Here is a 20,860-nt window from a genome sequence, read left to right on the forward strand (position 1 = left end):
CAAGGGTTGATGGATTTACCATCAACTACGCCCTTTATTTGTGATTCTTGTCACTTAAATATCTTTTGTGTCGAGTGTATTAAGATCTCGTTGCACATCGATTATGAAAAATCTTTCCATGTTAACCAAGTTAATGTGACCAATATTACAATTTTCACATCATCAGATTAGTGGGCTATAAAAAGAGTCATGAACGGGTTTTAACCTTTCTCATATTCCATTGTGATCAAAATCACTAAGAACTGGAGCAAAGCTCACTTTGTTGAGATTTGGATCACTAACCTAGCAATGGTACCCCCTCTACGCCCTCAGCCCTCCTCCTTCAAAGGATGAGAATTAGGAGGATGTTTATTCACAGAGGTAAATGCACGATGTATGGCAGATGAATTACCAAAAGACGTGAGAATTTCGTAATGAAACCTACTCAACAAAAACAATTTGACAAGAAGTCGTTCCAAGAAAGCGTAAAGAAACACCTATCTGTAACTTACGCTCACACGATTGAAAACGCAGACAGCCGCGCTTGGTACCTAGCAATGGGTCATGCACTGGCTGAGTTCACTACTTTAGATTTGCTTGCTACTGAAGAAGATCCACGCATTAAAAGTGCGAAGAGCGTTAACTACCTTTCTCTAGAATTCCTTATCGGTCGTTTGACGGGTAACAACCTAATCAGCATGGGTCTGTACGAACAAGTAACAGAAGCAATGGCTGAACTGGGTTACAACCTAACTGACCTGCTAGAAGAAGAACGTGACCCATCACTGGGTAACGGTGGTCTTGGTCGTCTAGCGGCATGTTTCATGGATTCATGTGCGGCACAAGAATTCCCAACCGTCGGTTACGGCTTGCACTACGAATACGGTTTGTTCAAACAGTCTTTCAAAGATGGTCGCCAGCAAGAAGCACCTGACGCATGGCGTGGTGTAGAAGGCTACCCTTGGGAAATTGCTCGTCCAGAACTTGCACAAGAGATCGGTTTCTACGGTCACGTTGAAGTGGTTAACGAGAACGGTAAAGAAGTTCGCAAATGGGTTCCTGGCATGTCTGTAAGAGCAATGCCTTGGGATCTACCAATCGTAGGTTACGAATCAGACACGGTTTACCCGCTACGTCTTTGGGAATGTCAGGCAATTGCACCATTCTCGCTAGCAAGTTTTAACAACGGTGACTACTTCGAAGCGCAGCACGCACTGATCGACGCGGGCAACATCACTAAAGTGCTTTACCCGAACGACAACCACGAGAAAGGTAAAACACTGCGTCTAATGCAACAGTACTTCCACTCAGCTGCGTCTGTACGTGACATCCTACGTCGCCACGAAGCAGCTGGCTACTCGCTAGCGGATCTACCGAAGCAAGAGACTATCCAGCTTAACGATACGCACCCAACGATTGCGATTCCTGAGCTAATGCGCATCCTGATGGACGAAAAAGGTCTAACTTGGGAAGCGGCTTGGGAAATCAGCTCTCAAACATTCGCGTACACAAACCACACGCTACTTCCAGAAGCACTAGAGACATGGCCAGAGTCGCTAATTCAGCACCTACTACCACGTCACATGGAGATCATTTACGAGATCAACCACCGCTTCCTACAAGACGTACGTGCAATGTGGCCGGGTGATGTCGCGAAACAACAGAAGCTTTCTATCATCGAAGAAGGTTTCCACCGCATGGTTCGCATGGCAAACCTATGTGTAATTGGCTCTTACGCAGTAAACGGTGTAGCGGCACTTCACTCTGAATTGGTTAAGAAAGACCTATTCCCAGAGTTCCACGAAATGTACCCAACACGTCTACACAACGTAACGAACGGTATTACGCCACGTCGTTGGTTGAAGTTCTGTAACCCAGGTCTTTCTAAGCTAATCACAGAGAAAGTCGGTCCAGAATGGCCAGCGAAACTAGAGCAACTAGAAGGCATCGCTAAGTACGCCACTGACGAGAAATTCCAGAAAGAATTCATGGCAGTGAAGAAAGAGAACAAAGAACGCCTAGCTAACTGGGTGAAAGAGAACATGGGTATCGAACTCGATACTAATGCGATCTTCGATGTTCAAATCAAGCGTCTGCACGAGTACAAGCGTCAGCACTTAGACCTTCTACACGTACTGTCTCTGTACCATCGCATTATTAACGAACCAGGCTTCGAATGTGTGCCTCGCGTTGTGTTCTTCGCAGCGAAAGCGGCACCGGGTTACCACCTAGCGAAAGAAATCATTTTCGCTATTAACAAGATTGCTGAGAAAGTGAACAACGACCCTCGCATCGGCAACAAGCTGAAAGTGGTCTTCATTCCTGATTACCGTGTGAGCATGGCTGAAATTATTATTCCTGCGGCGGACGTATCACAACAAATTTCACTTGCGGGTAAAGAAGCATCAGGTACTGGTAACATGAAGATGGCGCTTAACGGTGCCCTAACGATCGGTACGATGGATGGTGCTAACGTTGAGATTCGTGAAGAAGTAGGCGATGAGAACATCTACATCTTCGGTCTAGACGTTGAAGGTGTGAAAGCGCTGAAAGCTCAAGGTTACAACCCATTTGATTACTACAATGCGGATCACCTACTCAAAGCGTCTATGGACCTACTACTGGGTGAAGAATTCACTCCAGGTCAACCAGGCTTACTGCGTGCAACGTACGACAGCCTACTAGACGGCGGTGACCCGTACTTATGTCTTGCGGACTTCGCATCTTACGTGAAAGCGCACGAAGACATGAGCGAACAATACAAAGACCAAGCTGGCTGGGCGAAGAAAGCCATTCTGAATACCGCCCTTGTCGGCAAGTTCACCTCAGATCGCTCAATTCGCGACTATGTGAACAACATCTGGAAACTAAAAGCGGTTCACCGTTAATAGAACAGACTTAAGACCGAGGTAGCCAAGCGCTACCTTTGGTCATTTTCCAAAAGAAGTTATTGATAACAATAAAACCCTACATGGAAGGTGTTGGTATTACCTTCGGAGAAAGCGATGAAAGAACAAACAGCATTAAAGAAAGTCGCGGAAATGGCGAGATTGGCTGATAGCTATGTCAGTGCTTGGGGAGATGAGGCAAAAGTGTCTGAGGAGACGCTACGCCGCTTGCTCGCTTCGCTTGGCTACGATACTAGCAGCGATGAAAAACTATTGGCTTCTGCTGAAAAGAAACATAAAAAAGACGTACTAGCCCCTGTTCTTGTTTTACGCGACGGCGAACCAGTCGAAGTGGAACTAAACCTAGGTACGAGTGCTCGTGAGAGTGAATTCAGCTGGCGTTTAGAAACAGAACAAGGAGAGGTACTTGAAGGCTATCTTCAGTCTCAAATTGTTCGTGATGAGCGTGCTGAGGGTGGCCCTCTAGTGTTTGCATTGCCAAAGAACTTGGCATGGGGTTACCACAAACTGATCATCAGTCGCAAGCGTCGTAAAACGCCTTACGAGATGTCATTGATCATCACGCCAAAAGCGTGTTTCAAACAAGACGATCTAAACCAACATAAAAAGCTATGGGGTCCTAGTATCCAGCTTTACACACTGCGTACTCAGCACAACTGGGGTATCGGTGATTTTGGTGACCTAAAACAGTTGGTGAGCGATATCGCTTCTCGTGGCGGTGACTTCATTGGTTTGAACCCGATTCACTCGCTGTTCCCAGCGAACCCAGAAGGCGCGAGCCCATACAGTCCGTCTTCTCGTCGTTGGTTGAATATCATGTACATCGACGTAAGTTCTGTACCTGAATTCGCACTGAGTGCTGAAGCTCAGCAACGTGTTGGCAGTGCAGAGTTTCAACAGCGTCTACAAAAAGCACGTGACTCTCATTGGGTGAACTACACAGAAGTTTCGCAACTGAAAATGAGCGTTCTTCCGCTGCTGTTTAGTGAGTTTAAAGCTCGCCATTTAGACAAAAACACCGACCGCGCTCGTGCATTCTTGGACTTTGTAGAAAAAGGTAGCGACAGCTTGTTACACCAAGCTGCATTCGATGCGCTTCATGCGGATTTACACGCAGAAGATTCAAACATGTGGGGTTGGCCTGTATTCCCTGAGAAATACCGCACATTCGACGCAGCCGGTACTCAGAAATACATCAAAGACAACCAAGACCGCGTTCACTTGTACATGTACCTACAGTGGATCGCAGACGATCAAATCAAAGAAGCGCAGTCACTGGCAGAAGAAAAAGGCATGGCTGTGGGCTTGTACCGTGACCTTGCTGTCGGTGTTGCCGACTCAGGTAGTGAAACTTGGGCCGACGACGGTAACTTAGTGTTAGACGCAAGTATCGGTGCGCCGCCGGATGTACTTGGTCCTCTGGGTCAAAACTGGGGTCTGCCACCGCTTAACCCTCAAGTTTTAGAAGCGACGGGTTACGACGCGTACATCAAGTTGTTACGTGCCAACATGAAGCACTGTGGTGCACTGCGTATCGACCACGTACTTGGCCTGCTTCGCCTTTGGTGGATTCCAAAAGGCGAGAAGGCGACAGAGGGCGCTTACTTGTACTACCCAGTGGAAGACATGCTCGCAATCCTAGCGCTTGAATCTCACCGTCATCAGTGCTCTGTGATTGGTGAAGACTTAGGTACTGTGCCAGATGAAATCGTCGATATCCTACGCGATGCAGGTGTGCACTCATACAAAGTGTTCTTCTTCGAAACATCGAAAGAAGACGGTGGGTTCATTTCTCCGAAGCACTACGCAGAGCAATCGATGGCGGCACTGTGTACGCATGACATGCCAACCCTGCGTGGTTTCTGGCACTGCGATGATTTGAAAATGGGTCGTGAGATTGGCCTGTACCCAGATGAAAAACAGTTGGAAGGCTTATTTGCTGATCGCTTGAAGTGCAAACAAGGCATCCTAGACAGCGTTCGTTGGCACGGTTACTTGCCAGAAGGCATTGGCCATGATGCGCAGTTCGTACCAATGGATTCATACCTAAGCGAAGCGCTGCAACTGCACGTAGCAGCGGGTGACTCTGCACTGCTTAGCGTTCAGCTTGAAGACTGGCTAGAAATGGATCAACCGGTCAACATTCCTGGCACCGTGGATGAGTATCCAAACTGGCGTCGTAAATTGTCGATGAACCTAGATGAAATCTTCAGCCGTGAAGATGTGAATCGCATTTCCAAACGCCTCACTGAAGTTCGCGCACAGGCGAGCAAATAAGATGCGTAGAGTGACGTAGATGAATGAGCGGATTACCAATTTTGTTAGCTCAGAGGTACGAAAGTTCCGTCTAGGTCACTCATTCCGAAAACACAATCCGTTAGGATGAAGTACCGTTATTATGCCCGCGACAATAGCGGGCATTTTTTGTTTTTGACATCGCTTGATGCATACATGTTTTAAGCGAAGTCTTTTGTGAGTTCACAACGTTGGCTGTGGAGAAACCGATGTTTGATTCAGATTTCTGGTCTTGAAAAGGATATTGGCTCTAGGGAGAAAGATTTGAAAACCACCAAAACCAAGAAAATAAAGAAACAACACGAACGCGCATACGAACTGCTTGCTGAGGCGGCTTACTCAGACCCATTTTCGGCGTTGGGGCCATTCATTGATGATGGCGAAGGATCGCTGCGAGTGTGGATGCCGGGCGCAAACAAGGTTGAACTGCTTGTTAATGGCGAACCTCGCGTGGCGCTTGAGCGTGATGGCGACAGCGGTTTCATCTTAAAAGAGCAACGCGATTTACACCTGACCCACTACCGTTTGGCGGTCGATTGGAATGGTGTTGAACAAATTATTGATGACCCGTACCAGTACCACAATATTTACCAAGAGTACGAGCATCTGCATACGCCCAAAGACATGTATCACTATATGGGCGCACACTTTGTCACGCTAGAACGTGGCGGTGAAAACATCTCCGGTGTTCGCTTCCTTGTCTACGCACCGCATGCATCGGCTGTTAGCCTTGTGGGTTGCTTCAACCAATGGGACGGTCGTCGTCACCCAATGCAACGTTTAGATTATGGCATTTGGGGCTTGTTCATTCCTGGCTTAGAAGAAGGCGTTCAGTACAAATTTGAGCTCAAAGGGCCAAATGGGGAAGGGCTGCCACACAAACAAGACCCTTGGGGTTTTTACTCTGAGCAGTACCCATCGTTCGCATCCATTACTTACGATCACAAGCGTTACCAATGGCAAGATGCGAAATGGCAAAATCGCGCAGTGACACAAAAGCGTGATGAAGCGTTATCGTTTTATGAGCTGCATGCTGGGTCATGGAAGCGCAACGAGAAAGGCGATTTCCTCAACTACCGCGAACTCGCGGAGCAGCTGGTGCCATACCTTGTGGATATGGGCTACACCCACGTTGAGCTGATGCCTGTGTCTGAGCATCCATTCTACGGTTCATGGGGCTATCAACCCGTTGGCTTGTTTGCGCCAACCAGCCGTTTTGGCTCACCTGATGATTTCAAATTCTTCGTGGATACATGTCACCAAGCTGGTATCGGTGTGGTGCTGGATTGGGTTCCGGCGCACTTCCCATCGGATGACCACGGTTTAGCAAACTTTGACGGCACACCGCTGTTCCACGACCCGGATCCGCGTCGCGGTTGGCACCAAGATTGGAACTCATACATCTATGATTTAGGCCGTGAGCATGTGCGTCGCTTCCTTGTATCGAATGCGCTGTATTGGTTTGAACAATTCCATATTGATGGCATTCGCGTGGACGCAGTCGCATCGATGCTCTATCTCGATTATTCACGTAGTCACGATCAGTGGGTACCGAACGTCGACGGTGGTAACGAAAACTACGACGCAATCGCAACCTTAAAATGGATGAACGAAGAAGTGTACAAGCACTTCCCGAATGCGATGACGATTGCGGAAGAGTCAACGGCGTTTCCGGGTGTGTCTGCGCCAACCTTTATGGGTGGGTTAGGCTTTGGCTTCAAGTGGAATATGGGGTGGATGCACGACAGTCTTTCATACATCAAAGAAGATCCTGTTCACCGCAAATACCACCACAATACCATCACATTCCCGTTAGTTTATGCGCATAGCGAGAACTACGTCTTGTCTCTCTCTCACGACGAGGTGGTGTACGGCAAAGGTTCTATTCACAACAAGATGCCGGGCGATGAATGGCAGCAAACCGCAAACCTACGTGCATACTACGGTTACATGTATGGTCAACCGGGCAAAAAGCTGAACTTCATGGGCGCGGAAATCGGCCAAACGGCGGAGTGGAACCACGATGATCAGTTGCAATGGTTCTTGCTGGAATACGAACGTCATCAAGGCGTTCAAAAGCTGATGCGCGATTTGAACCACTTGTACCGCAATGAAGCGGCGATGCACGATCAAGATTGTGTTCCTGCTGGTTTTGAGTGGCGTCTACAAGACGAGGCAGATGCAAGCATCCTAGCGCACGAGCGTATCAGTAAAGAGGGTGAGCGTATTCTCATCATCACCAACTTTACGCCCGTACCACACGAGCGTTTCCGTTTAGGTGTTCCAAATGCAGGTCAATACGAACTACTGCTGAACACGGACGACAGCAAATACGGCGGCAGCGATTTTAAAGTGCTGACTAGTGTGAAAACGGAAAAAGTCGAAAGTGAATCACTGCCTCAATCACTTGAGCTTCGTTTGCCTCCACTTTCAACCGTGTTCTACAAGCTGAATAAATAATTCAGTCTAATCAAATTCTAAGCCCGTTTTACATTGTAAATCGGGCTTTTTTTGACCTATTTTTTACCTCAAAAACTTGTTGTTCCTGATTGAATCAGGCAAGCTCGCTGGTTTGTTTATCATCAATCGCTAATGCATTGGGGAACTACACATGTTGAAAAGGCTTAAGTCATTTCTATTTAAAATGGTGTTGATATTGCTGATCGCCCCAGTCGTTTTGGTTGGTGTGGTGAAATATGTCGATCCGCCAATATGGGGATGGAAGTTAAGCCGCATTGTTGTGCCACCAAAGAACTATCCAGACAGCAGCCAACACGAATGGGTACCCTTGTCACGTATTTCAAAAAATATGCAGTTAGCGGTGATTGCGACCGAAGACCAAAAATTCCCTCATCACTATGGATTGGACTTCGAATCGCTATTCGACGTGATTGCCGAGGCAGGTGACAATGGCCCGTCGAGAGGCGCGAGCACGATTACCCAACAAGCCGCGAAAAATGTGTTTTTGTTTCCTTCTCACTCCTACGCTCGCAAGGCTTACGAGCTTTACTTTGCTTTGCTGATGGAGCTGATGTGGAGTAAAGAGCGCATTCTCGAAGTGTATCTAAATGTGATTGAATTTGGTCCCGGTATTTACGGTGCAGAAGCGGCGGCGCAGAATTATTTTGGTGTCAGTGCAAAGCAACTCTCGAAGTGGCAAGCAGCGCGTTTAGCCGTGGTGTTGCCAAACCCATATCGAATCAAAGTCTACCCACAAAGTGATTACACTGCTCGCCGCACAAGATGGGCGATGAACCAAATGAGCAATCTTGGCAGCGTGCAACTTTAACTCCCTCAATCCATTGCGCTTAAATAGAACTACGCCCCTATATCAATAAAATGTGAAGCGTCACAACCTTTGGGGCGTAGGCAATTAGAATGATGTGTTCAGTTTCTTATCTAGGCACAATTAGTGTGAATAAAACTAATAAATGTGCATGGTTACCATGTGCTGCCAATGGACTGAACGATGAAACTGAACCTGATTACCACTACTTTACTGCTTGCGTCGGCAGGTGCCATCGCCGAGCCTAACATCACCATTTCTACCACGACCAACAGCCGTGACTTCCCGCTAAGTGCAGAGCAGCCTTTGGTTGTGCCTCTAACCAAAGACGGATACACGCTTAAAATCACGGGCGTTGAAGGTGATTGCGTTGCACCCGATGGTCAGAAAGTGAAGTTCAACAAACCTCTTGCGCTGAACTGCGGAAAACCAACGGAACTGCCGTTAAAAATCCGCTTTACCGGCGATTACTCTTTTGCTTTTGATGCAGAAGCCAAAACACTGCGTTTTAAGCGTGAACCTAAGAAAGCCGCCAAAACTGAATTTAAACGCCCAATCCCACAAGTGCAATGTGAGGTTTACCAAGGCGGAGAAGTCACCATTGCGTTAGGTGATAGTTTCCCAGATGGTACCAAGTTGCGTGATGCCTATTCTGGTCAAATGGTCGAAGTAAAAGATCAGCAAGTATCGCTGACGCCAAGCAAAGACTCTGGCGGCCTAGTGCTTTTAGAGCCTGTACAGAAAACCAAAGAAGCGGTGCTATTTGATTACCGAAACGCGAACATTTACTTCGTGATGGTTGACCGTTTCAACAACGCAGACGCAAGTAACGACAACAGTTATGGTCGCAAAAAAGACGGCAAAGAAGAGATAGGTACTTTCCACGGCGGTGACCTTAAAGGCGTGATTGAGAAACTGGATTACATTAAGAGCCTAGGTACAGACGCGATTTGGTTGTCGCCAATCGTTGAGCAAGTGCACGGCTTTGTCGGTGGTGGCGATAGTGGTTCATTTCCGTTTTATGCATACCACGGCTACTGGACGCGCGATTTCACCAAGATTGATGAGAACTTCGGTAACGAAGAAGATTTGAAAACGCTGGTGGAAGAGGCGCACAAACGTGGCCTCAAAGTCTTGATGGATGCGGTTATCAACCATTCTGGTTACTCAACATTGGCGGATCTACAGTTCGATGGTATCGATGTGTTAAAGCCTAATGCCGATCTGCCCAAGAAATGGGGCGACTGGCAACCAAAAGCGGGTGAAAATTGGCATAGCTATCACCAGAATATTGATTATCAGAGTCCGAACTGGGCTAAATGGTGGGGCGGTGATTGGGTAAGAACCGGCTTGCCAGGTTACCCAGCTCCGGGCAGTAGCGACATCACCATGTCATTGGCGGGGCTGCCTGACTTTATCACTGAACAAGGCAAAGCTGTAAAACCAGCTCAGTGGCTATTAGATAACCCTGGCACTCGCGTAGAAGCTCGTGACAACTACACCGTGGCGGATTACTTGATTGAGTGGCAAACCGATTGGGTGAAACGCTTCGGCATTGATGGCTATCGCGTCGATACGGTGAAACACGTCGAAGGTGAAGTTTGGAAGCGTCTAAAAGAAGAAGCATCGAACAGCTTAGAACAGTGGCGTAAAGAAAATGGCAAATCAGGTCAGCCGTTCTGGATGATGGGCGAAGTCTGGGGACACACCGCGTATCGCAGCCCTTATTTCGATGATGGTTTTGACGCGTTGATCAACTTCGATATGCAGAAGAAGCTAGACAAAGGCGCGGCGTGCTTTAGCCAAATGGCAGACACTTACCAAAGCTATGCGGAAACTATCGCGAACGAGAAAGACTTCAACCCAGTGAGCTACATGTCTTCCCACGATACCGAGTTGTTCTTCTCTCGCTTCAAAGACCACGGCATGCAGCGTAACGCCGCGAATGCACTGCTTCTGAGCCCAGGTGCTGTTCAGGTTTACTACGGTGATGAAGTGGGTCGTAACATTGGTCCTTACGCGGATGATTTCCACCAAGGCACACGTTCAGACATGGTTTGGAAACTATCGGATGAGAAGCAAGCGCTGCTCAAACATTGGCAAACCCTTGGTCAGTTCCGTCAAGCACACCCTGCCATTGGCGCAGGTCAGCATCGAGTGATTGAACAGGAAGGCGCGTACGTTTTCTCTCGTTCGCTTGGCAATGACAAAGTCGTCGTGGCGTTTGTAGGACGTGATAAGTAACTAAACGCTCTTTATGTCGATAAATAAAAAGCCCTTCCTTGAGTTATCAAGGAAGGGCTTTGTTGTTTTAGTTCGCCAGTTCTTGGTCGATGACTTTTTCTAGCTCGTCAAACGGCACATAGCCAGGAATGACTTGATCATTAATGATCAACGCGGGCGTGCCGCGTAAACCAAGTTGCGTGAAATACTGATAGTTTTTATCAAGCAGCGCTTTGGTCTCTTTGTCGTCGACAAGCTGCGCTTCTGTCCCCGTTTTTTTCGCGATTTGTTTTAACGAACGTGCATCATGTGCGCCCGGTTTTTTCACCAGTAACTCATGCACTTGTTCGTACTTATCTCGCTGGTTTTGCCAAACATTTAATGCGTAACTTGCCGAGTTGTAGCCGTTTTTCTCGTATTGTTCTTTAAAAGAGACATTGAGGTTAAGCACTTTTATCTGCGGATATTCTTTGCCAACTTTGACCAGTTCTCCTTCTAAACGTTTACAAAAAGGGCAACTGTAGTCCGTTACGTTAATAATGGTTAACTCAGGGTTTTCAGCTCCAAAAGAGGAATGTTTGCCATCACTTAGATAGTGACGAACCTCCTTCAAGGTGTCTCCAAATGACTGTTGATACGCAATGTACTCTTGAAGGTTTTGGTGCAATGAATCAAGAATTTGAGGATTCTCTTTTAGTATCTGAGTAACTTCCTCTAGCTTTTGTTCTGCGGTCTTTTCTGATGCGAAAGATACGGCAGGTACGATAGCCATCATTAACGTCAAAAGTGTACGAGTGAATGTCATAATATTTCCTAAAACTTTTAGATTTCGTTGTTTGTTATGTGAAGTGAATAAAATACGTACAAAAGTCAGGCGATAAGGTCTTTCGCCTTGCTAGGTTTATTCTCTAAACACGCAAAGTTTTAGGTGAACCCGATACTTTTCCGATATCGGTTCTGTGTATTCCAGATAATGAATTGCTGTGGATGCCATCGGCAGCGCCACAATCAAAGCAAACAGAAAAAATGGAATAAGAATATGGTCCAACTGGTGTTGGTACGCTTGAACCAGCTTCTCTGAAAGGTCGCAAGATGGTGATAAATTCACACTTTCATCTTGCTGACTCTGTATTTGGTGAGCCTTAGGGCAGCTTTTCGAGAAGCCGGAGTTTTGGCTTAAACATACCATCACCACCCAAAACACGAGGGCGAGTGTCCACTTGGCTATTTTAGGTTGTGAGCGTAACAATGGGCTGCCTAGTCCTGTTGATTCTGGTTTAATCCGTTTGCATATGACCGGACAATCCTAACCTAAATTTCATTATGGAATGTTACTTTCGAGTTAATCGATATCGCCTCAATGCCAAAGTATGAAGTACGTCATGAATGTTGTAGAAAGCAATATTCGTCAGAATCATTGGTCGGGTTGATGAAGAAGTCCTGAGGTATCGATATAGATTAATATACCTAATTGTTAGCACAAATTTTTATTATCTTTCAAATGTGATTAAAATCATAAAACAAAACTTCATAACTGAGTCGCTAGAATGTTCGGCAGGCGGATTGATTTTGATCATCTCTCTAGCACATTATTCGAGTGAACATATGTGTCCTGTCCCACATGTGTAGGTAATGTTATGAAAAATCCTGTTCAAACCGAGCGCAAGGTTACGCTGGGGTGCTACGTTGCACTGGCGTTTGCTGTCGTCTTCTTTTCTGGTCTCATGCAATCGAATGAATGGTATGGCGTATTTGATTTCACCACGTTGAATGGCTCTTTCGGCAAGGTGGCTTATGGCGTCACCGAAACGGCTGACGGTGTGCAAGTTGCAACAACGTCGCTTCGTGGTACTGGTGGTAGCGGTGCACGTGACGGTTTCATTTTTGCACTTACTTTGATTCCTACCGTTATGTTCGCACTGGGTATGATCAATGTACTTGAGCACTATGGCGCGCTTGAAGCAGCTCGTAAGCTTCTTACTCCTCTTCTACGTCCTCTAATGGGCATCCCAGGTAACTCTGGTCTGGCTCTGATTGCTTCTCTACAAAGTACCGATGCAGGTGCGGCGATGACTCGTCAGCTTAAAGATGAAGGCCATCTTACCAAACGCGAAACCGATGTGTTCACTATGTTCCAGTTCACCGCTGGTGCCACCATTGTTAACTTTTTCTCCTCAGGGGCGGTGCTGTTTACGCTGACGATGGCGGATGGCTTGCTTGCCGTAACGTCTTCTATTGGTTTGGCGGTTGTGGTGATGTTCTTGTTCAAAATCGTGGGTGCGAACTTATTCCGTATCTACCTGAACATCACAGAAGGTAAAGAAGACAAGCAAGATCAAAGCAAATCTGAGAACTTAAAAGAGGAGACGGCGTAATGAGTGACGTAAAAGCAAGTAAGCCGATGGTGACGGATATTTTCGTTGAAGGCGCTAAAAAAGGCTGGGTTATTGCGACAACATCAACCGTGCCTAACGTTCTTATGGCGTTTGTCATCATTAAAGCGTTGCAGATTACTGGCGCGTTGGATTTGATGGGCTCGGTGTTTTCTCCAGTAATGGCAGTTTTTGGTTTGCCAGGTGAAGCAGCTGCGGTGCTGATTGGTGCTTGGATGTCGATGGGCGGCGCAGTTGGCGTGGTTATCACATTGTTTGACCAAGGCATCTTGAATGGTACGCACATCGCGATTCTTGCACCTGCAATTTACCTAATGGGCTCACAGGTTCAGTACATGGGTCGAATTATGGGACCTATCGGTACTGAAGGTCGTTACATCCCAGTCATGATTGCGATTTCCGTATTGAACGCATTTGGCGCAATGCTAGTCATGAACTTGTTTGTTTAAGGAGCAATCATGCAGTTTTCTCTCAATGAATATCTCGAGGAACTTCGTCCTCTCATTAATGTCGATTGTGGTACGTACACCACTGATGGCATTGAGTTCATCGCTTCTCAATTTGAAGAGAAGTACCAAGCGATGTCAGGTTGGAGCGTAAAACGCATCGACTGTGGCAGAGCGGGTATCGGTCTTGAAGTTCGAAACAAGCCTGAAGCTGAGCAAGTTGACGTGATGCTGATTGGTCACATGGATACAGTGTTCCCTGTCGGTACCGCTGGATTACGTCCTATGTCTCAAGACCCTGAAAAAGCGTACGGTCCGGGTGTCTCGGACATGAAATCTGGCTTGCTGAATATTGTGTACGCGATGCGTAACCTCGACCAAGCGGTGTTGGATAAACTGTCGATTTGTATCTGCATGAACCCAGACGAAGAAACCGGATCGTTAGATTCGGTCGACTGGATTCAATCTGTTGCAAAAAATGCGAAGAACGTATTGGTGGCAGAAGCAGCACGTGCAGACGGCGGTTTAGTCAAAGCGCGAAAAGGCATGGCGCGTTACAAAATCACGTTTAACGGCGTGGCGGCCCACGCTGGCAACGAGCCAGAAAATGGCCGCAGTGCAATTACCGAGATGGCGAACTGGATTCTCGCAATCAATGCCATGACGAACTTCGAATCTGGCACCACATTAAACGTGGGTATTGTGTCTGGCGGTAACGGCGCAAACATCGTCCCTGAACATGCAGAAGCGATTGTGGATGTGCGTTTCTGGAATAACGATGAGTACGATGATGTCGATAGCAAGCTAAACGGCATGCTGGAAACACCATTCGTTGATGGCGTTAGCATCGAGTTGGTTCGTGAAGCTTACAAGCCTTCTATGGTGCCAAGCGCGCGAACTGAAAGTCTGATGGCATTAGTTGAAGACGCAGCAAGTGAACTGGCTATCGACATCAACTGGAAAGAAGTGGGTGGCGGCTCTGATGCAAACAATACGGCAATTCTTGGCATTCCAACTTTGGATGGTCTAGGACCTATCGGTGCAGGTTTCCACAGTGACCAAGAGTACTTGTTGCTTGAGTCTATCGAACCACGTATCAAAATGCTGATGCGTGTACTGGAGAAGATAGCTCAGTAGCGCACTCAACAACTTAGTTCCCAACATCACGATCCCCAGACTTCGGTTTGGGGATTTTTCTATCTGTGTTTTTGTTTCACTTTACTATCATTTCTTGTTATTAATCTTGCGTTCAGGTTCGATTTATTAATATGTTGGCCACAGTCATAAATTTCGGAGGCAACGATGAGCACAACAATGTCTGTAAAATCGGCGCCGAAAGACGCCAAAGATCAAACGATGCAAGCGCCAGATGAGAAAACATTCTGGCGCAAAATGAAAGGGTCGGTTAAGAAAGCGGGTGAAGAAATTGCCGTTATGGGCATCAAATCATGGCTCGCGATGACAGATTCCAACACCGCCGTTCGCCATAAGGCGATTTTAGGTGGCGCATTGGCTTACTTCGTATTACCCACCGATATGGTGCCAGATGTACTAGCAGGAGTCGGCTTTACCGATGACATGGCAGCGCTTACCTTAGCCGCCAACTCTGTTGGCAATGCCATTACTGAAGAACACGAAGAGCAAGCTAGAGAAAAACTGAATTCGATGGCGGATTAGAAAGAGCATTTCTAGACGCGGAGAAAACAAAAGCCCCGATGTTTCCATCGGGGCTTTCTTTTAGACAGGACTATATAATTTCAGAATGGTAATCGTAGAACGATTTAGGCGTCAGCGCGTTTAAGATGCACTTCTTCTTCGGCTACGCCTGCCATTGGATCGTTGAAGCGAGCTTCATCCAATGCACCTTCTGATTTTGCGACAATGACGGTAACTGCACTGTCACCAGTGATGTTTACCGCGGTACGAATCATATCAAGAAGACGGTCAACGCCCATGATGAGCGCGATACCTTCAAGCGGCAGACCAACTTGGTTCAATACCATGGCTAGCATTACAAGGCCAACACCAGGGACACCCGCAGTACCGATAGATGCCAATGTAGCTGTCATGATTACCATGAGGTAATCGCCCATAGTTAAATCAATATTGAAGGCTTGAGCAATAAAGGCGGTTGCGACACCTTGCATGATCGCCGTACCGTCCATGTTCACGGTTGCACCAAGTGGTACTGTGAACGATGATACGCGGTTCTCAACCCCCATACGGTGCTTAGCCGTTTCCATTGTCACTGGAATCGTCGCGTTTGATGATGCGGTCGAGAAAGCAAACATGATCGCGTCTTCCATCTTACGTAGGAACGTAATTGGATTTAGACCAGTGAAACCTTTTAACATTAAGCTGTAAGTGACTAGGCCGTGCAGGACAAGCGTACCCGCCAGTACTAAGAAGTACTCTGCCAGATTGACGATCGCGCCCAGACCAAGGCCTGTAAATAGCTTCGCCATTAAGAAGAACACACCATAAGGTGCCAAGTTCATCAAAATCGCAACCAGTTTCATGATCACTTCATTCAGATCAGAGAAGAACGCTGCAATACGTTCACCAGGTTTGCCTGCTGCGCTGATCGCGATACCAAATAGCACCGCAAACACAATAACTTGCAGGGTTTTACCTTCAGCCATCGCACTGATAGGGTTGGTTGGGAACATATCGATGATCACCTGACCCAAAGATGGTGCTTCTGCTGATTTGAATGAACTTGCTGCGGTTAGGTCAGCGCCAGCACCTGGCTGGAACAGAGTACCCATAGTTAGAGCAAGCGTAATCGCGATAGCCGTTGTCGTAACGTAGAAAGCGAGGGTTTTACCACCCATGCGACCCAGTGTAGAAAGGTCTTTGAGGGAGCTAGTACCACAAACTAGTGAAACAAACACTAGAGGGACTACGAGCATTTTTAAGCTGGCGACGAAGATCTGTCCACCAACTTCAAATAATCCATTAACAATGTATGCGTCGACAAATCCGTTGCCGGCAAAAAGTGTGCGAATTGCAAATCCTGTCAAGATACCCGCTACCATACCCAAAATTACGCGGCTGGTTAGCGACATCGGTTTCTTGGTATTCATGAGAACACTCCTTATAGTTATGCACCTTGAGTTCACTTCAAAGCGGCGAGCAGAGTAGCAGTGGAGTGAGAAAATACGAAAGAATAATCCTCTAAATGGTTAATAGATGTGAACTTTATCACTAATAAAAATAGAGTTTTAACCAAACCTTAACTATTTGACTGGCCGAAAAGTTTGTATTTTAACACTTTTATCGAACATACAACCGATACGAAGGAGTGTTTACATTTATTTTTGGTAGTAAATGGAGTGCATATTATCTCTAAGGAGTGTTGCTCTTGCATAACTATCTAGATTTTATTCAGGCTAGAAGCCGTCTCTTTTTGACTGTTTTTGTGTTGGGCTGAACACAAGGGGCTAACGAGCCGTCTATGCCCCTGCTTATGTTACCTATCCGCTGAACCAATGATGGTTGGTCAATGTAGATAATTGGAGGTGATCCCAACTCCAATAATTCTGATTGGTATTGCTAATACCCCCAACCCAATAGCATTGCTTCGCTAGCATGAAGCCTTCCAAACAATGCTGACCAGCCTCAGTTATATGGACGCTCTGTTCCCACCAGTCCCTTTCACGTGACTCAATCGTGATTAAAGGCGTTTGACATTGTGCTAGAGGGAGGAGTAAGGCGTAAAACATCACATCGCCCAAGTAAGGTAGAGGTTCACGTTGTTGATATTGCTCAAACCAATCTTTGATGAGAATTGAACGATTTTGAGAACTTAGGACCTCTAATGCAATCTGCTGAGTCAAGCTTAATCCTGTTTGTGAATGAGGTAACTCTTGCATATGGCGTATTAGCACGTTGAGCATATTGGGTAAGCAATCTAGATCATGCTGCTCGATCAAATTAACCATAGAGATGGGTGTCGGTGATGTGACAGCGTGCCAGGAATGTTTAGCCTGACTGAATAATTTGGCTGTCACGGGTTTACGGTATCGCCAACAAGAACGAATAGCTTCTTCAGGCAACTGCCCAAAGCCGATGAATCGCTCAGTGCCCGGAAACTGGTTCAACTCAATGATCTCTATCACCTTGTTTTCTACATTCTCTAACAACGTTAGGGCACGAAGCAGCATTAATTGGTCATAGCTGTCATGTTCGACCCAAAAGACGATTCGTTCAAATGTATCACTGAGCAGCGTATCAATATTAGCTTGCTCAAATTTGACAATATCTTGCACTGAATCCTCACGCTTCATCACGGGCAGCAGAGTCTCTACGACATATTGGGCACGAATGGCAAGGAAGTTTTGTGGTGTTGCTGGGATTGGACCCATACAAAGCGGATCTATCAGGGCTAAAAATGTCCCCTCGAATCCGCTGTCTTTAAGCCGTTGCTGAATATCATGCCCACAGCGGACATGGAGCGTTTTTAGTTCGCTATCAAGAGGAGGGAAGTGTTTTTTGATGGCGTCTTTGTGAGCTTCTAACTCTTCGACATGCGCTTTTAATTTACTCCAACTTGGTAAACCTAATTCTCTGGCTAGCGAATGTTGAACGTCATCTAATTGAATTGTATTGGGAGCTAATGATTCTGGTTTGGAGTGAAATCGCTTAACTCGATCCAACATCTCATCATCGTGTTGACGTATAGCTTTGAGCCTTTTTTTAGCAACGGATTTTTGTTGGTTAATGTTGATTAAGAAGCTATTTGTAGAGTTCATTTTTCACCTTTCTTATCTCTTCCACACTCGCCTAAATAGAAGCTAAAAAGAAGGTAAAAACAGATTGTGCCTGCTACACCGAGCAGGGTAGAAGAGTTGCCGTGAACCAAGTTCTTTCCGCAAGTGTTGGGGGCTTTAGGCGTGAGCAGGCTGATAGTAGAGTTTCACAATCCATCATGCAACTGTTCATGAGAGAGCCGCATCACAAAATATCAGCCCCATTAAAGAAGTGCTGAATAGTTTGACAGCCAATGCCTATGTAGATGCTAACAACCATCCGTTTTCTAGTAGATATGCATTACAGGATCCAGTAATAAAAAAGCCCTGCTAGGTCTAGCAGGGCTTTGTAATACATGTAGATATTAATTACTCGCTCTTGTAAGCGTAGTTATAGTAACCGTAACCATATCCGTATGAGTTTGACGCTTTCTTCTCTACGGCGTTTAGAATTACGCCTTTTACTTCCACGCCGGATTGTTCAAAGCGACCTTGTGCGACTTCAATTTCCTTCAAAGTCGTTTGATCAAAACGAGCTACCATCAGTGTTGTTCCAGCGATTGCACCAACAATGCTTGGGTCGGTAACCGCGAGTACAGGCGGCGTATCGATGATCACAAGATCGTACTGCGCCGACATTTCGTCAACAAAACTCTTAAAGCGAGGATGCATCAAAAGCTCTGACGGGTTTGGTGGTACTTGGCCACGAGTAACCACATCTAGATTGTCGATGGATGTTGATTTAATGATATTGCTATGGGATGTCTTGCCGCTCAAATAATCAGAAAGACCGTTATCCCAACGTAAACCAAAACATTGCTGCAAATAACCTTTACGCATATCCGCATCGATAAGCAGTACTTTCTGACCTGTTTTTGCAGCGACGGCTGCAAAGTTTGTCGATACAAACGTTTTACCGATAGATGGTGCTGGACCTGAAATCATAAGAACATTGTTCTTCGCTTCCATCATCGCAAAGTGCAGGCTAGTACGAAGACTACGCAGGGCCTCGATGGAAAGATCGGCCGGGTTAGCTTCAGCAAGAAGGACTAGCTCATCGTTGCTGCCTTTGTTTCGTTTAAGCTTGTTTGCAAATTCCAGTTGTTGAATAGATTTTGGAACGCTAGCGTAAACAGGCATACCAATCTGCTCAATTTGATCTGGTGTTTCTACACCTCGGTGGAATGCCGCACGAATTAATACGAAAGCCACGCCTGCCATGCCGCCAAGCAGTGTTGCTAGCACAACGATAAGCGCTTTTTTCGGCTTTATTGGCTTAGAGAACGACTGAGCGTTATCTAAGATTCGAACGTTGCCAACAGTTCCTGCTTTAATGATGTTGAGCTCTTGAACCTTGTTCAATAGCTGGATGTAGATTTGTTGGTTTACTTCTACATCGCGCGTCATGCGTAGAACTTCACGCTGTGTTTTCGGTAACTTTTGAACTTGTTTATTAAGACGCTCTTTCTCTTTGAGTAGCGTCTCACGTTTATCAAGCAGAGACTTATAAGCCGGGTGATCTTGTGTAAAGCGCTGGCTGATTTCACTCTCTTTGAATGTAAGCTCATTTAACTGCGCTTCTAATTCAACCATCACTTTCAGAGTTGATTGAGCTTCAAGGCCTAAGTCGATAGATTCATTTTCTTGACGGAATCGATTTAAAACGTCTTCAGAAGCGGTCAGTTTTGTTTTGATGTCTGGAAGGTGGCCTTTCAAGAACTCGAGACTTTGCTCTGCCTCTGCTGAGTTTCTTTGAACGTTTTGCAAGAAGTAGTTCTGGCTAATGTCGTTCAAGATAGCTTGAATCTTAGCGCGATCTTCACCAGAGAAGCTTAAAGAAATAATCCCGGTTTGCTTACCACGTTCGCTTATCGATAAGTTTTCTTGAAGTTTATTAATTGCATCTAACTTGCTGACTTTACTCACGGTAAACGATGCGCCGTCTTGCGCTATCATTTCTGTAGCTAAGAATTGATAGCCGTTCTTTTCAATGAGCTCGCCAACCTTACCTTCTAAAATGACGTTATTGTCATCTTCTATAAGTCTGAACGTCTGTTTTTCAGAATCAATAACTTCGAGAGTTAGAGGAATTCCAACTGCGTAAGAAGGGGTATTAAATCGTGAAACGCTCAGACTGATTTGTTCGCCTTGCAGTCGAGCTAAGCCCTTACCGACGATAGGCATGTAATTCGGAGAGACGACCGTGGTTAAGTTGAACTTATCAACGGTACCACCCAAAATCATACGAGATTTAATGATCTCAATTTCTGTTGTCGCTGATGACTCTGCTGAAAACAGCTCTCCCATATCACCAACCATCGCTGAAATACCACCGGAGCTCTTACTTTCAATTTGGATAAGAGCGTCAGCTTTGTAGATAGGTGTTGATAGAATGGCAACGCCGACGCCTATAATTGAAAATAGGACTACGGTACATAGAATGAGCCATTTGGCATCAAGAATGATCCCAAATAACTTTCCCAAATCGATCTCATCGTCGGCTTGACGTGATTGCTTAATAGTTTGTGTTGTCATTACTTTAACTTCTTAAATACCTTGCCATTGGCGTTTATTTATT

At 46.1% G+C, this 20,860-nt stretch carries 14 protein-coding genes; 9 read left to right on the plus strand and 5 right to left on the minus strand.

The features are described 5' to 3' along the window. Nucleotides 1-413: 413 nt before the first annotated feature. The 5 genes from VEA_RS20520 (at nucleotide 414) to VEA_RS20540 (ending at nucleotide 10,713) form a co-directional block, all read left to right on the plus strand. Nucleotides 414-2,867, plus strand: a complete 2,454-nt coding sequence (locus VEA_RS20520; RefSeq protein WP_005396762.1) for a glycogen/starch/alpha-glucan phosphorylase — start codon at nucleotides 414-416, stop codon at nucleotides 2,865-2,867. A gap of 117 nt (nucleotides 2,868-2,984) precedes the next feature. After that, nucleotides 2,985-5,165, plus strand: coding sequence for a 4-alpha-glucanotransferase (gene malQ / locus VEA_RS20525; RefSeq protein WP_006740809.1), 2,181 nt, complete (start codon nucleotides 2,985-2,987; stop codon nucleotides 5,163-5,165). 282 nt (nucleotides 5,166-5,447) lie between these two features. Continuing rightward, a complete protein-coding gene (gene glgB / locus VEA_RS20530) occupies nucleotides 5,448-7,643 on the plus strand; it encodes a 1,4-alpha-glucan branching protein GlgB (protein ID WP_230198158.1) in 2,196 nt (731 codons plus the stop codon). A 151-nt stretch (nucleotides 7,644-7,794) separates the two neighbouring features. Further along, on the plus strand, nucleotides 7,795-8,472 hold the full coding sequence (gene mtgA, locus VEA_RS20535) for a monofunctional biosynthetic peptidoglycan transglycosylase (RefSeq protein WP_006740807.1): 678 nt from the start codon (nucleotides 7,795-7,797) through the stop codon (nucleotides 8,470-8,472). Nucleotides 8,473-8,652: 180 nt separating this feature from the next. Continuing rightward, nucleotides 8,653-10,713: an alpha-amylase gene (locus VEA_RS20540; protein WP_006740806.1), complete on the plus strand. Its 2,061-nt coding sequence runs from the start codon at nucleotides 8,653-8,655 to the stop codon at nucleotides 10,711-10,713. Nucleotides 10,714-10,780: 67 nt separating this feature from the next. Here the strand turns inward: VEA_RS20540 and VEA_RS20545 are convergent, their stop codons facing one another. Beyond that, complete coding sequence (locus tag VEA_RS20545; RefSeq protein ID WP_006740805.1) at nucleotides 10,781-11,497, minus strand: DsbA family protein; 717 nt, start codon at nucleotides 11,495-11,497, stop codon at nucleotides 10,781-10,783. A gap of 96 nt (nucleotides 11,498-11,593) precedes the next feature. After that, the gene (locus VEA_RS23645) at nucleotides 11,594-11,881 is read right to left on the minus strand and encodes a hypothetical protein (RefSeq protein WP_006740804.1); all 288 of its coding nucleotides are present in this window, start codon (nucleotides 11,879-11,881) and stop codon (nucleotides 11,594-11,596) included. A 448-nt stretch (nucleotides 11,882-12,329) separates the two neighbouring features. Here VEA_RS23645 and VEA_RS20550 point away from each other — a divergent pair, with 448 nt between their 5' ends. The 4 genes from VEA_RS20550 to VEA_RS20565 all read left to right on the plus strand — a co-directional run bounded on the left by VEA_RS20550 (nucleotide 12,330) and on the right by VEA_RS20565 (nucleotide 15,208). Next, nucleotides 12,330-13,067 carry a nucleoside recognition domain-containing protein gene (locus tag VEA_RS20550; RefSeq protein WP_006740803.1) on the plus strand — a complete coding sequence of 246 codons (738 nt, stop codon included), beginning with the start codon at nucleotides 12,330-12,332 and terminating at the stop codon, nucleotides 13,065-13,067. After that, entirely contained in the window at nucleotides 13,067-13,534 is a 468-nt protein-coding gene (locus VEA_RS20555; protein ID WP_005396746.1) for a YjiG family protein, read from the plus strand. The genes VEA_RS20550 and VEA_RS20555 overlap by 1 nt, the downstream gene beginning before the upstream one ends. 9 nt (nucleotides 13,535-13,543) lie before the next feature. Next, complete coding sequence (locus VEA_RS20560; protein WP_006740802.1) at nucleotides 13,544-14,668, plus strand: M20 family metallopeptidase; 1,125 nt, start codon at nucleotides 13,544-13,546, stop codon at nucleotides 14,666-14,668. 165 nt (nucleotides 14,669-14,833) lie between these two features. Next, nucleotides 14,834-15,208 carry a YkvA family protein gene (locus VEA_RS20565; protein ID WP_005396742.1) on the plus strand — a complete coding sequence of 125 codons (375 nt, stop codon included), beginning with the start codon at nucleotides 14,834-14,836 and terminating at the stop codon, nucleotides 15,206-15,208. 104 nt (nucleotides 15,209-15,312) lie between these two features. Here VEA_RS20565 and VEA_RS20570 read toward each other — a convergent pair whose 3' ends face one another. The 3 genes from VEA_RS20570 to VEA_RS20580 form a co-directional block, all read right to left on the minus strand. Next, the gene (locus VEA_RS20570) at nucleotides 15,313-16,617 is read right to left on the minus strand and encodes a dicarboxylate/amino acid:cation symporter (protein WP_005397791.1); all 1,305 of its coding nucleotides are present in this window, start codon (nucleotides 16,615-16,617) and stop codon (nucleotides 15,313-15,315) included. A 390-nt stretch (nucleotides 16,618-17,007) separates the two neighbouring features. Beyond that, nucleotides 17,008-18,285, minus strand: a complete 1,278-nt coding sequence (locus VEA_RS20575; RefSeq protein WP_006740801.1) for a DUF1835 domain-containing protein — start codon at nucleotides 18,283-18,285, stop codon at nucleotides 17,008-17,010. 366 nt (nucleotides 18,286-18,651) lie between these two features. Continuing rightward, nucleotides 18,652-20,817 carry a polysaccharide biosynthesis tyrosine autokinase gene (locus VEA_RS20580; protein ID WP_006740799.1) on the minus strand — a complete coding sequence of 722 codons (2,166 nt, stop codon included), beginning with the start codon at nucleotides 20,815-20,817 and terminating at the stop codon, nucleotides 18,652-18,654. Nucleotides 20,818-20,860 lie beyond the last annotated feature (43 nt).

It is taken from the genome of Vibrio antiquarius, from assembly GCF_000024825.1.
Taxonomy (GTDB): domain Bacteria; phylum Pseudomonadota; class Gammaproteobacteria; order Enterobacterales; family Vibrionaceae; genus Vibrio; species Vibrio diabolicus.